This is a genomic window from Streptomyces sp. NPDC048650 (assembly GCF_043199095.1).
Classification (GTDB): domain Bacteria; phylum Actinomycetota; class Actinomycetes; order Streptomycetales; family Streptomycetaceae; genus Streptomyces.
This window is the reverse complement of record NZ_JBICVM010000018.1, coordinates 1-12,380: the sequence shown is the minus strand read 5'-3', so window position 1 is coordinate 12,380 and position 12,380 is coordinate 1. Positions and strand designations below refer to the sequence as shown.

General features: G+C 72.6%; 12 protein-coding genes. 7 read left to right on the top strand and 5 right to left on the bottom strand.

The genetic code is table 11. The features are described 5' to 3' along the window. Positions 1–19 precede the first annotated feature (19 nt). Positions 20–688, top strand: a complete 669-nt coding sequence (locus tag ACGFML_RS33600) for a thymidine kinase (RefSeq protein ID WP_393549438.1) — start codon at positions 20–22, stop codon at positions 686–688. 18 nt (positions 689–706) lie between these two features. Here ACGFML_RS33600 and ACGFML_RS33595 read toward each other — a convergent pair whose 3' ends face one another. After that, positions 707–1,480 carry a VOC family protein gene (locus ACGFML_RS33595; protein ID WP_393549437.1) on the bottom strand — a complete coding sequence of 258 codons (774 nt, stop codon included), beginning with the start codon at positions 1,478–1,480 and terminating at the stop codon, positions 707–709. A 248-nt stretch (positions 1,481–1,728) separates the two neighbouring features. Here ACGFML_RS33595 and ACGFML_RS33590 point away from each other — a divergent pair, with 248 nt between their 5' ends. Then, on the top strand, positions 1,729–2,568 hold the full coding sequence (locus ACGFML_RS33590) for a sulfurtransferase (protein ID WP_393549436.1): 840 nt from the start codon (positions 1,729–1,731) through the stop codon (positions 2,566–2,568). Positions 2,569–2,661: 93 nt separating this feature from the next. Here the strand turns inward: ACGFML_RS33590 and sepH are convergent, their stop codons facing one another. Further along, on the bottom strand, positions 2,662–3,720 hold the full coding sequence (gene sepH, locus ACGFML_RS33585) for a septation protein SepH (protein ID WP_393549435.1): 1,059 nt from the start codon (positions 3,718–3,720) through the stop codon (positions 2,662–2,664). Positions 3,721–4,218: 498 nt separating this feature from the next. Between sepH and ACGFML_RS33580 the strand changes: the two genes are divergently transcribed. Then, positions 4,219–5,433, top strand: coding sequence for a hypothetical protein (locus tag ACGFML_RS33580; protein WP_393549434.1), 1,215 nt, complete (start codon positions 4,219–4,221; stop codon positions 5,431–5,433). 60 nt (positions 5,434–5,493) lie between these two features. Here ACGFML_RS33580 and ACGFML_RS33575 read toward each other — a convergent pair whose 3' ends face one another. Together ACGFML_RS33575 and ACGFML_RS33570 are read right to left on the bottom strand one after the other, a co-directional pair. Further along, positions 5,494–6,834: a D-arabinono-1,4-lactone oxidase gene (locus tag ACGFML_RS33575; protein WP_393549433.1), complete on the bottom strand. Its 1,341-nt coding sequence runs from the start codon at positions 6,832–6,834 to the stop codon at positions 5,494–5,496. 213 nt (positions 6,835–7,047) lie between these two features. After that, entirely contained in the window at positions 7,048–8,301 is a 1,254-nt protein-coding gene (locus tag ACGFML_RS33570) for an MFS transporter (protein ID WP_393549432.1), read from the bottom strand. A 180-nt stretch (positions 8,302–8,481) separates the two neighbouring features. On the opposite strand from ACGFML_RS33570, the gene ACGFML_RS33565 reads away from it, so the two are divergent. Further along, positions 8,482–9,636: a ferrochelatase gene (locus ACGFML_RS33565; RefSeq protein ID WP_393549431.1), complete on the top strand. Its 1,155-nt coding sequence runs from the start codon at positions 8,482–8,484 to the stop codon at positions 9,634–9,636. A 91-nt stretch (positions 9,637–9,727) separates the two neighbouring features. Beyond that, the gene (locus ACGFML_RS33560; RefSeq protein WP_393549430.1) at positions 9,728–10,543 is read left to right on the top strand and encodes an inositol monophosphatase family protein; all 816 of its coding nucleotides are present in this window, start codon (positions 9,728–9,730) and stop codon (positions 10,541–10,543) included. A gap of 99 nt (positions 10,544–10,642) precedes the next feature. Here ACGFML_RS33560 and ACGFML_RS33555 read toward each other — a convergent pair whose 3' ends face one another. Beyond that, positions 10,643–10,819, bottom strand: a complete 177-nt coding sequence (locus ACGFML_RS33555; RefSeq protein ID WP_393549429.1) for a hypothetical protein — start codon at positions 10,817–10,819, stop codon at positions 10,643–10,645. A 341-nt stretch (positions 10,820–11,160) separates the two neighbouring features. On the opposite strand from ACGFML_RS33555, the gene ACGFML_RS33550 reads away from it, so the two are divergent. After that, positions 11,161–11,814: a response regulator transcription factor gene (locus ACGFML_RS33550; protein WP_393549428.1), complete on the top strand. Its 654-nt coding sequence runs from the start codon at positions 11,161–11,163 to the stop codon at positions 11,812–11,814. A gap of 6 nt (positions 11,815–11,820) precedes the next feature. Next, positions 11,821–12,380: HAMP domain-containing protein (locus ACGFML_RS33545; protein ID WP_393549427.1), on the top strand; the 560-nt coding region annotated here is incomplete at its 3' end.

The window sequence follows — 12,380 nt, the reverse complement described above, 5'->3', positions numbered from 1 at the left end:
GAAAGGCCCGCTGCCTCCCATGCCCGAGCTGGTGTTCTTCTCCGGAACGATGGACTGCGGAAAGAGCACCCTCGCTCTGCAGATCGAGCACAACCGCTCGGCCCGCGGGCTGCAGGGCCTGATCTTCAGCCGCAACGACCGGGCCGGGCACGGCAGGCTCTCCTCCCGCCTGGGCCTGGTCACCGAAGCCGTCGAGGCGGCGGACGGCACGGACTTCTACGCCCACATCGTGGGCCTGCTCTCCTCCGGTGGCCGGGTCGACTACGTCATCGCCGACGAGGCGCAGTTCCTCGCCCCCGACCAGATCGACCAGCTCGCCCGCGTCGTCGACGACCTGGATCTGGACGTCTTCGCGTTCGGCATCACCACCGACTTCCGCAGCAAGCTCTTCCCCGGCTCGCAGCGGCTGGTCGAACTCGCCGACCGGATAGAGGTGTTGCAGGTCGAGGCGCTGTGCTGGTGCGGCGCGCGGGCCACGCACAACGCCCGTACCGTCGACGGCCGGATGGTCGTGGAAGGGGCACAGGTCGTCGTCGGCGATGTCGCCGGGCCCGATGCGGCGCGTGCGCAGGCCGAGGTCGGCTACGAGGTGCTGTGCCGCCGCCATCACCGCCGTCGGCAGACCTCCGCCGCCGCCCGTGCGGCCGCGCTCTCCCCGGACGTCCTGCCGGTCGACGCGCCCCGTTAGGCCGCTGCGCCGTGGCGGTCAGTGTTTCTGGATGATCGTGAACGACGCGCCTTCGCTGTCGGCGACCGTCGCCACCCTGCCGTGGGCGGAGTCCTGGGCCGGCCGCAGTACCCGCCCGCCCAGTTCGGTGACCCGGCGCGCCGCGGCGTCGGTGTCGGAGACCGCGAAGTACGTCATCCAGTAGGGCCCCCGGTCCCGCAGCGGGCCGGCTCCCACGCCATGGATCCCGGCCACCGGCGCTCCCTTGATGCGCAGTGTCCGGTAATCGAGGCCGGGGCTGTCCACGGGGTCCGGCTCGAGGCCGAAGACCCGTTCGTAGAACGGCTCGACGACACCGGTCTCTTGGGTGACGAGTTCGTTCCACACCGGTGTGCCCGGCTCGCCGGTGACCGCGGTTCCGCGCATCGACCGGGCCTGCCAGATGCCGAAGATCGCGCCGTGCGGGTCGGAACCGATGGCCATCCGCCCCGCTTCGTCCGCATCCAGCGGCCCGACGGCCACCGTGCCGCCGCAGGAACGGATCTGCTCGGCCGTGGCATCCGCGTCGTCGCTCGCCAGGTAGGTGGTCCAGGCGACGGGCAGCCGGCGGCCGCCGGTCAGCTCGCCGATCCCGGCCACCTCCAGCCCGTCGAGACAGGCGCGGGCGTACGGACCGAAATGCTGCGGCCCCGGGCGGAACTCCCAGCCGAAGAGCGCGCCGTAGAACTCCTGCGTCGCGGACAGGCTGTGTGCCAGGAGGCTCACCCAGCAGGGCGCGCCGGGCATCCGCCGAGTCGCTGCCTCGGTCGTCATCGTCTGTTGCTCCTCGGGGCGTCGGGGGCTGGCCATGGGGGTACGGGCGCGGGTCCCGTGCAGATGCTCGCACCCTGTGACCTGCTGTGTGCCCCGGCCGCGCCGTCCTTGCCGCGTTCGCGAGGAAGAATGCCCGTTTTGCTGGTTTTCATCCGTTCTGGTGGCGGCGTCAACGCACGCAACTCCGCCGTACGGAGGGTGGGCTCCCGTCTTCTGTGCGTAGCCACCGCTACGCAAGGATGGGGCCCATGAATGCCATCATCACCGCTACCGAACTCGCGAGCGACTTGGCGGGGACCGCCGCTCCGGTGCTCCTGGACGTCCGCTACCAGCTCGGTGGCCCGCCCGGCCGTCCGGAGTACGAGGCCGGACACGTGCCCGGCGCGGTCTACGTCGACCTCGACGGCGAGCTCGCCTCGCCCCCCGGCCCCGCGGGCCGCCATCCGCTCCCCGACCTCGATGATTTCGCCGCCGCGATGCGGGCCGCCGGCGTCGGCGCCGACCGCCCCGTGGTCGTCTACGACGGCGGCCAGGGTTGGGCCGCGGCACGCGCCTGGTGGCTGTTGCGCTGGTCGGGTCATCCCGATGTCCGGGTGCTCGACGGCGGGCTCGCCGCCTGGCGCGAGTCCGGCGGCGCCATGAGTGTCGACATGCCGACTCCGCGGTCCGGTGACTTCACCCCCGCCCCGGGTGCGATGCCGCTGCTGACGGCGGACGAGGCGGCCGCCCTGGCGCGCCGGGGTGTCCTCCTGGACGCGCGCGCCGCCGAACGCTACCGGGGCGAGGTCGAGCCCATCGACCGCGTCGCCGGCCACATCCCGGGTGCCGTGTCCGCCCCGACGACGGAGAACCTCGTCGACGGCGGCACCACATTCCGCGACGCGTCCGAGCTGGCCAAGCGGTTCGCGGCGCTGGGCGCCACCGACGGTGCCGAGGTCGGCGTCTACTGCGGATCCGGCGTCTCCGCCGCCCAGGAGGTGCTCGCCCTGGCGGTGGCAGGGGTCCCCGCCGCGCTGTATGTCGGTTCGTGGAGCGAGTGGTCCGGCGACCCGTCCCGCCCCGTGGCCACCGGCGCCCAGCCGGGCTGATCCGGCGGGGCGGCCGCAGCCACCCCCGACAAGCATGTCGCCCGCCCCCTGGCTCCAGGGGGCGGGCGCACGGCGACTGCGGCGGGGCGGAGGCTACTCCGGCTTCTTGCGCCGGGTGCCGAAGACGATCTCGTCCCAGCTCGGCACGGCGGCCCGGCGACCCGGCCGTACGCCGTCCGCCTCCGCCTGCCGGTCGGTCGTCCCGGTCAGCCGATCACGGTGCCCGGCCACCGCCCGAGGCATCAGCACATCGGCGTACGCGGAACCCGCCCCTGCGCTCGCCGCCGGAGCGGCCGGCTCCTCCAGCTCTTCCTCCGGCTCCTCGTCGTTCTGCGGCGCCTTGACGGTCTCGGGTACGACCATGTCGCCGCGGAAGCTCGGTACGGCCTCGAGCAGGCTGGTCAGCGAGTCACGCTCACGCTCGCCGGTGGCCTGCTCCGCCGTCCGCGGCCCGCTCTCCTCGTCGTCCGCCTGCGCCGACCGCTCGCCGCGGTCCGGCATCTGACGGTCCAGGGCGCGGTCCAGCGGCCGGTCGCGCGGCAGGCGCGCGATGCGGGGCACGAACGGGAAGCTCGGCTCGGGGGTGTCGTCGCTCTCGCCGATCAGCGCGCGTGCCTCGTCGTCCACGGCCTGGACGAGCCGCCGGGGCGGGTCGTACGTCCAGCACGCGGAGTGCGGTTCGGCCGCGACACGGTAGACCAGCAGCACTTCCCAGGTGCCGTCGTCCCGGCGCCAGGAGTCCCACTGGACGCTGTCCTTGTCGGCGCCGCGCAGCAGCAGCCGTTCGGCGACGGCCTCACCCAACTGCGGCCCGGTGTTCTCGCCGGGGCGCCGTACGGGTGTCTTGCGGGCCCGCTCGGCCATGAACGCGCGCTCGGCGAGCACCGGGCCCTCGAAGCGGCGCACCCGGTCGACGGGGATGCCGGCGAGCTGGGCGACCTCCTCAGCGGAGGAGCCGGCTCGTATCCGCGCCTGGATGTCCCGCGGGCGCAGGTGGCTCTCGACCTCGATCTGGCCGAGGCGTGCGCGGTCGTTACGGACCGCGGCGCGCAGCCGCTCGTCGATCGGAAGCGTGTACTCGGTGCTGTCCGCAGCTTTGAGCACCAGCCGTGTGCCGTCGTTGGAGACGGCCACGACACGCAGTTCGGGCATGGGGACCTCCCGGGTGGTGCCTGCCGACGTCACGTGCGTCGCTGCTTCCGCTAGTCGAGTGTGGCCTGCCCGGGTGCAGCCTGCCACAACATTGCCGAGTTACCCGGCGAGTCGAGCCTTGGCCCAGAAACGCCGTAAATGACACAGTTACCAGTTTGCAACGTGCGGTGACCATGTCGTGTTCCCGGCGACCGATCACCCGTGCCGAGCGGCGGTGCTCCAGGTCGGGCGCCGCCGTGAGGGCCCCTTCCCGCAGATCCGGGCAGCCGGACGGGATCCCGGGCCAGGGCTCGCCACAGTACTCCATTTGGGCCACTGGGGTGGACCGCCGCGCCGCCGAACGTGCGAGGGGGTAACGGAGTTGGGTCGCCTTGTCGATCTCTCTACCGCCGTCACAGGTGGTCATATTCACAGAATCTCCAGAATCGGAACCATCCGCTTCGCCAAAAGGTCACTTCTCCGTGCAAGCTGGATCGAAGGGGCTATCAAAGGTTGGAGATGGACGAAGAAACCGAAAGCGACCGCAAGAAGAAGGAGAGGCGGATCGACCTGAGCATCGCCCAGGTCGCGGGCAGTGCTCTCGCGGCGGCCATCGCCGCGTTCCTCGCGGGGCGGCTCGGGGTGTACGGAACCATCATCGGCGCGGGCGTGGTCAGCGTCGTGGCCACGACCGGTGGCTCGATATTCCAGCATCTGTTCCGGCGTACCGGCGAGCAGCTGAAGGAGGCGACGGTCACCACCAGGCCGAAGCCGCGCCGCTCCTCTTCCGCCCACCCTCGATCCACAACCGGAACGGCGGCCCGTGCCGAGCGCGCGATGGTGCTGCCGACCTTCGACAGAGACGGCGCGCCGGACGATGTGACCGCCGTCGCTGCCAGGACCCCGGGTCCCGACCCGGACCGCACCCGGCTGCTTCCCCAGGCCACCCAGGCGTACCGCCGCGACCCCGCCGGTGCCCATCCGGCGCCGCGGTCCGACGAGGCGACGCGGGCGCTGCGGCCGACCGCGGCCGTGGGTGCCGACCGGCCCGCCGACCGACGGCAGCTGGTGCCGAGACTGGACGAGCGGACGATGGCATTGGGCCAGGCGCCCCCGCGCGCGGCCGACGCCACCGCCGTACTGCCCTGGCCCGGCGAGACCGAGGACGCCGGACGGCCCGAGGTCGCCGCGCAGCCCGCGGAGGTCAGCACCGCGACGTACGGCACCCGCCTGCGCGGCTGGAGGCGGCCGGCGCTGGGCGCCCTCGCCGTCTTCGCCGTCGCCATGGGCGCCGTCACCGGTACGGAGCTGATGGTCGGGACGACGCCGGACGGTCAGCAGGGCACCACGCTGGGTCACCTCACCGGCGTGGGAGGTGCCGGGCGTCATCAGCCCGGCGGGCGCACGGTGCCGGAGCCGGACCACTCCACCGGCGACGGCACACACGGCGGCCGTCGTGGCGAGCCCAGTCCGGATCCCAGTGGTTCGGGCCGTACCGGCAGCAGCAGTGAGCCCGGGGACGGCACCGGGTCACCGACGCCGACCCCCTCCGACGGCGGCAAGAGCTCGCCCGGCTCCGGGTCGTCCCCGTCCGGGGAACCGTCTCCGGACCACTCCTCCGGGAGCGGTGACGAATCCGGCAGCGGAGACGGTTCGACCGGCGGCCAGGACCAGGGCGGCCAGTCGACCGGACAGGGCGCCGAGCAGGGGACTCCGGCACCGGATCCCTCCTGACCGGGACCGCGACGGCAGTGGCCCGGCACCCCAAAGGGCGCCGGGCCACTGCCGTCGTCGTCAGTCGCCCAGCACGCGCCGCAGATAGCCGTTGGTGAACCGGCGCTCGGGATCCAGCCGGTCGCGCAGCGCGGTGAACTCACCGAACCGCGGATAGGCGTCGGCGAGATGGCCGGCGTCGCGGGTGTGCAGCTTCCCCCAGTGCGGGCGCCCGCCGTGCGCTGTCATGATCCGCTCGGCGGCAGCGAAATACGCCTCGTGCGGTGTGCCGCGGTACATGTGCACGGCGATGTACACGGTGTCGCGGCCGGAGGCGGTGGACAGCGCGATGTCGTCCCCCGGGGCGGTGCGCACCTCCACCGGGAAGCTCACCTTGAAGTCCGAGCGCTCCACCAGCGCCTTGAGCTCGCCCAGCGCCGACACGGCGGTCTCGCGGGGCAGCGCGTACTCCATCTCCACGAACCGCACCCGCCGCGGCGAGGTGAACACCTTGTAGGGGATGTCGGTGTACGTACGGGCCGACAGGGCGCGGCTGGAGATCTTGGCTATGCCGGGTATGGCGGCCGGTATCGCCCGTCCGACGCTGCAGGCCACCTGGAAGACGCCGTTGGACAGCAGCTCGTCCTCGACCCAGCCGCTGATCCGTCCGGGCGGTGCGGCCGGGCCCTGGCTGCGGTTGTTGCGCTTGGTGTTGCAACTCCCGGTGTGCGGGAACCAGTAGAACTCGAAGTGTTCGTTCTCGGCGACCAACTCGTCGAACCGGCCGGTCACCTCGGCGTAGGGCATCGGCTCCTCGCGGGCGGTCAGCAGGAACTCCGGCTCCACGGCGAAGGTGAGCTCGGTGATCACGCCCAGCGCGCCCAGGCCCAGCCGCGCCACCGCGAAGATCTCCGGGTTCTCTTCGGCCGAGCAGGTCAGCACCGAGCCGTCGGCGGTGACGAGTTCGAGGGCGGTGATCTGGGCGGCGAGGGAGGCCGAGTCCCGGCCGGTGCCGTGTGTGCCGGTGCTGGTGGCCCCGGAGACGGTCTGCTCCATGATGTCGCCCATGTTGGCCAGCGACAGCCCGTGCGCGGCCAGCGTCTCGTTGAGGAGCTTGAGGGGCGTGCCGGCGGCCACCGTCACGGTGCCGGCCTCGCGGTCCACCTTGCGGACGCCGGTCAGCAGCTCGGGGCGGATCAGCAGCCCCTCGGTGGCGGCGGCCGCGGTGAAGGAGTGGCCGGTGCCGGCCGCTTTCACCGTCAGCCCGTCCGCGGCGGCGGCACGCACGGCGGCCGCCACCTCTTCGGTACCGGCCGGGGCGACGGTCCGTGCGGGACGGGCGGTGACATTGCCCGCCCAGTTGCGCCACGCCCCACTGGGACCGCGCCCTCCCGAGCCGCCGACGGCGTTGCTGGCTGCCATGGTGACGTCCCCTCCCTCCGCGCGGGCAGGCCGAGTTCGGCCGCCGTTGGTGTCAGCGCATGATGTCAGTCACCGATGCGACATCCAGCGGGGGTGACGGGAATCACATGATCAAGGAATCGGCCGGAATCGCCCGGCTCCGGGACATGTCGTACCGGCGGTAACGGGCGGGTCGGGGTGCCAGGGAGGCGGCACTTCGATGGCGGCCGCCGGCTAGCCGACCGGCTCTTCGTCCGGCTGCGCCGCCACGGGGGTCGGCCGCGCAACGGCCGTGCCCGGCGCCGAGGGTTGCGGGCGCAGCCGACGGTGGCCCACGAGCGCCACCAGCGCGGCCAGTACACCGGCCGCGCCGGGCACCAGATAGCCGCGGGCGGCCCCGAGGGAGTCCACGACCCAGCCGGCCGCCGCCGAGCCGAGCGCGACGCCGACCGCGAGCCCGGTGCTCGTCCACGTCATGCCCTCGGTCAGCTTGGACTGCGGCACATGCTCTTCGACCAGCGCCATCGTGGTCACCATCGTCGGTGCGACGGACAGGCCCGCGAGGAACAGCGCGAGTGCCAGCAGCGGCAGCGAGCCGGCCAGTTGGAGCGGCACCATGCTCACGGCCATCGCGCAGACCCCCGCCACCCAGCGGCGGGACGGGTGCCCCTTCAGGTGCAGCAGTCCGAAGACCGCGCCGGCCGTGCAGGAGCCGAGCGCGTAGACCGCGAGCACCAGGCTGGCCGCCGACTTGTGGCCCAGCTCCTCGGCGAACGCGACGGTCACCACGTCGACCGCCCCGAAGATGGCCCCGGTGGCCACGAACGTCACCACCAGCACCTGCAGCCCCCGCGAACGCAGCGCCGAGCCCTTGGTGTGCTGCTCGCGGGGGTGCGTGCGGGGTTCCGTACGGCGCTGAGCGGTCAGCCAGCAGACGCCGGCCGCCAGGAAGGCACCGGCCAGCAGCGGGCCGGCCTCCGGGAACCACGCCGTCGACAGCCCGATGGACAGGATCGGGCCGAAGATGAAGCAGGTCTCGTCGACGATGGACTCCCACGAGTACGCCGTGTGCAGCTCCCGCGGCGAGCCCCGGTATATCTCGGCCCAGCGTGCCCGGACCATCGAGCCCACGCTCGGCACACAGCCCGCGCACGCCGCGAAGACGAACAGCGTCCAGTCCGCCCAGCGTTGCTGCGCGCTCAGCAGCAGTCCGGCGACCGCGGCGAGGGCGACGAGGGTGGCCGGGCGCAGCACCCGCCGCTGGCCGTGCCGGTCCACCAGCCGGGAGATCTGCGGGCCGATGACGGCCGCCGACAGCGCGACCGTCGCGGACAGCGCTCCGGCCAGGCCGTAGCGGCCGGTCAGCTGGGAGACCATCGTGACGATGCCGATGCCCATCATCGACAGGGGCATCCGGCCCAGCAGCCCGGCGGCGGAGAAGGACTTGGTGCCGGGGCGGCCGAATATGGCGCGGTAGGGACTGGGCAACGGGTGCTCCGGATGCGGACCGGGTTCGGTGAGGAATACAGCCGGTAAGGAATGACTGGGACCGATACAGCTTACGGGCGGTGTCGCGCCGGCGCCTCCAGGATTCCGCGACCCCCCGGCCCGCCGGGCGCTCAGGGGGTCTCCCCGCCGCACCGGGGGAAGGGTGGCAGGATCGGTGACATGCCCGAACAGTGCGACCCCCGCCCCTATGACGCCCTCCTGCTGCTGTCCTTCGGAGGTCCCGAAGGCCCCGATGACGTCGTCCCGTTCCTGGAGAACGTCACCCGCGGTCGGGGTATCCCCCGTGAGCGCCTCAAAGAGGTCGGCCGGCACTACTTCCTGTTCGACGGCGTGAGCCCCATCAACGCGCAGAACCGCGAGCTCTTGGACGCGCTGCGCAAGGACTTCGCCGAGCACGGCCTGGACCTGCCGGTCCACTGGGGCAACCGCAACTGGGCGCCGTATCTGACCGACACGCTGCGCACGATGGTCCGGGACGGCCACCGCCGCATCGCCGTCCTGGCGACCAGCGCATACGCCTCGTACTCCGGCTGCCGGCAGTACCGCGAGAACCTCGCCGACGCGCTCGCCGCCCTCGAGACCGAGGGGCTGCCCGTGCCGCAGGTCGACAAGCTCCGGCACTACTTCAACCACCCTGGTTTCGTCCGTCCGATGGTCGACGGCGTGCTGGCCTCGCTGGCCGAACTGCCGCAGGACGTCCGTGAGGGGGCGCATCTCGCCTTCACCACGCATTCGATCCCCACGGCCGCCGCCGACACCTCCGGCACGCCCGCCGAGCACACCCCGGACGGCGAGGGCGGCGCGTACGTCGCCCAGCACCTGGACGTCGCACGCGAGATCGCCGCCGCCGTGCACGCGGAGACCGGGGTGCGCCACCCGTGGCAGCTCGTCTACCAGTCCCGCAGCGGCGCCCCGCACATCCCCTGGCTGGAGCCGGACATCTGCGACCACCTGGAAGAGGTGCACGCCGCGGGCGCCTCCGCCGTCGTCATGGCCCCCATCGGGTTCGTCTCGGACCACATGGAGGTCAAGTACGACCTGGACACCGAGGCCACCGCCAAGGCCGCCGAGCTGGGGCTGCCGGTCGCCCGGTCCGCCACCGTCGGCGCCGACCCGCGGTTCGCCGCGGCCGTCCGCGACCTCCTCCTGGAGCGCGCGGCCACCGAGCGGGGCCGCTCCCCGGAGCGCTGCGCCCTGGGCGCCCTCGGCGCCTCCCACGACCTGTGCCCGGTCGGTTGCTGCCCCGCGCGGGCGCCGCGTCCGGCCGCCGCCGGAGCGGACTGGCACGGCCCGGTCGCCGAGGCCCAGGCGTAGTCCCCGCAGCCCGCCCCGAGCGCCCGCGCAAGCCCGTACGTCCCTACGTCCGTACGCCCGCCGACCACCGCTCGCCCGAGCAAGGAGCAACGTGCCCGACCCGACGCAGACCGACGCCCTTCACGACGAACTCATCGAACTGGCGCTGGAGGCCGCCCGTCGCGCGGGCGACCTGCTGCGCGACGGCCGGCCCGCCGACCTGGGCGTGGCCGCCACCAAGTCCAGCCCCATCGATGTCGTCACCGAGATGGACATCGCCTCCGAGAAGCTGATCACCGGCTTCCTCGCCGAGCGCCGGCCCGACGACGGCTTCCTGGGGGAGGAGGGCGCCAGCGTCGAGGGCAGCAGCGGCGTCCGCTGGGTCATCGACCCCGTCGACGGCACCGTCAACTACCTCTACGATCTTCCCTCCTGGGCGGTGTCCATCGCCGCCGAGAAGGACGGCGAGACCGTCGCCGGCGTCGTCGCCGCCCCGATGCGCGGCGAGACGTACCACGCGGTCCGGGGCCGTGGCGCGTTCAACAACGGCCGGCGCATCCGCCACCGGCCCGCGCCGCCGCTCTCCCAGGCGCTGGTCGCCACCGGCTTCGGCTACCTCACCGACCGCCGGGCCGGCCAGGCCGAGGTCGTCCGCACCCTGCTGCCGCGGGTCCGCGACATCCGGCGGGCCGGCTCGGCCGCCATCGACCTGTGCGATGTGGCCTGCGGCCGGCTGGACGCCTACTACGAGCGCGGACTCAACCCCTGGGACCTGGCGGCCGGTGTGCTGATCGCCCAGGAGGCCGGTGCGCTCACCGGGGGACGTCCCGGCCGGGCCGCCTCCGGCGAGCTGACCGTGGCCGCCTCGCCGGAGGTCTTCGCGGAGCTGCAGCCCCTCCTGGACGAGCTCGGTGCCTGGCACGACTGAGCCCTGCCGGAGGCGCCACGGGCACACGAAAGCGCCCCGGCACCCGGTCGTGCGGTGTCGGGGCGCTCCCGTCGTGGGTGGCCGGGAGGGGCCGGGAGGTCAGGCGGTGCTGACCGCGCGGACCTCCACGCCGTGCTCGGTGGCCAGGCGCTGAAGGTCCTCGAGTTCTGCCTGTTCGACCTCGGCGAGGAAGTCGTCGCCCGACGCGCGGGCCCGGTCCAGATCGGCTTCGGTGCTCTTTATGCGCTGCAGAATGCCTGCGGTGAACGCGTCCATGGTGCGCCCCCTCGTCGTGGGTCGGTGGCACGGGGGTGTGCCGACGGGTGGGTCGATCACGGCGTGGTCCCTGCGGTGGATCAGCCGTCGTGAGACGCCAACAGGGCGTGATCGCGGGTGTGCAGTCGTCCTCCCCACCCCGAACCTCACGGAAACCTCAACGCGCGCGGGGATCCCCGCGCGAACCCGCGGGGATCCGGTTGCCGGCCCCCCCCCGGAAGCCGCCCTCCACCCGCCCCCACCCCTCTTACCGCCGGTTTATGGCTCTTCGGGGCAGGATGGAAGGGCTCTGAGACATTGATGTGCCCTGCCCGAAAGGGCCCTGAGGAAGGACTAGCGACGTGCGTGTTCTCGTCGTCGAGGACGAGCAGCTGCTCGCCGATGCGGTGGCCACCGGACTACGCCGGGAGGCCATGGCTGTCGACGTCGTCTACGACGGTGCCGCCGCCCTGGAGCGGATCGCGGTCAACGACTACGACGTCGTCGTCCTCGACCGCGACCTGCCGCTCGTGCACGGCGACGATGTCTGCCGCAAGATCGTCGAGCTGGGCATGGCCACCCGGGTCCTGATGCTCACCGCCTCCGGTGACGTCAGCGACCGGGTGGAGGGCCTGGAGATCGGTGCGGACGACTACCTTCCCAAGCCGTTCGCGTTCACCGAGCTGACCGCCCGGGTGCGCGCCCTGGGACGTCGTACGACGGTCGCTCTGCCGCCCGTGCTGGAGCGGGCCGGGATCAAGCTCGACCCCAACCGCCGTGAGGTCTTCCGGGACGGCAACGAGGTCCAGCTCGCGCCCAAGGAATTCGCGGTGCTGGAGGTGCTGATGCGCAGCGAGGGCACGGTCGTCTCGGCCGAGCAGCTCCTGGAGAAGGCCTGGGACGAGAACACCGACCCGTTCACGAACGTCGTCCGGGTCACGGTCATGACCTTGCGCCGCAAGCTCGGCGAGCCCGCCGTGATCGTCACGGTCCCCGGCTCGGGATACCGGATCTGACCGGCGATGCCTTCCCTGCCCTCGTTCTCCAAGCCGCACACGCCGCCGCCCACCACCCCGCCCAAGCCCACCTGGGATCCGCAGCCGGTCAACGTCCGGCCCTTCCCCTGGCTGCGCCCCACGATCCGGATACGGCTGACGCTGCTCTACGGCGGCATGTTCCTGATGGCCGGCATCGTGCTGCTGACGATCATCTACATGCTGGCCGCGGACGCGCTGCACGACGGCAGTGCGCTGCCGCTGAAGATCCTCGGCGGCAAGTTCCAGTCCACCAGTGACATCTGCGACCTGCCCACCAACACCTACGGGCCGTTGCTCCAGGACGCCGTCAACCAGTGCCTGGACCACCAGCGCACCATCGCGCTCAACACCCTCCTCAACCGCTCCCTGCTGGCACTCCTCGGGCTGACGGTGGTCGCCTTCGCCTTCGGCTATGCCATGGCCGGGCGGGTGCTGTCGCCGCTGGGCCGCATCACGCGTACCGCCCAGCGGGTGGCCGGCTCGGACCTGCACCGGCGGATCGAGCTGGGGGGCCCGGACGACGAGCTCAAGGAGCTCGCCGACAC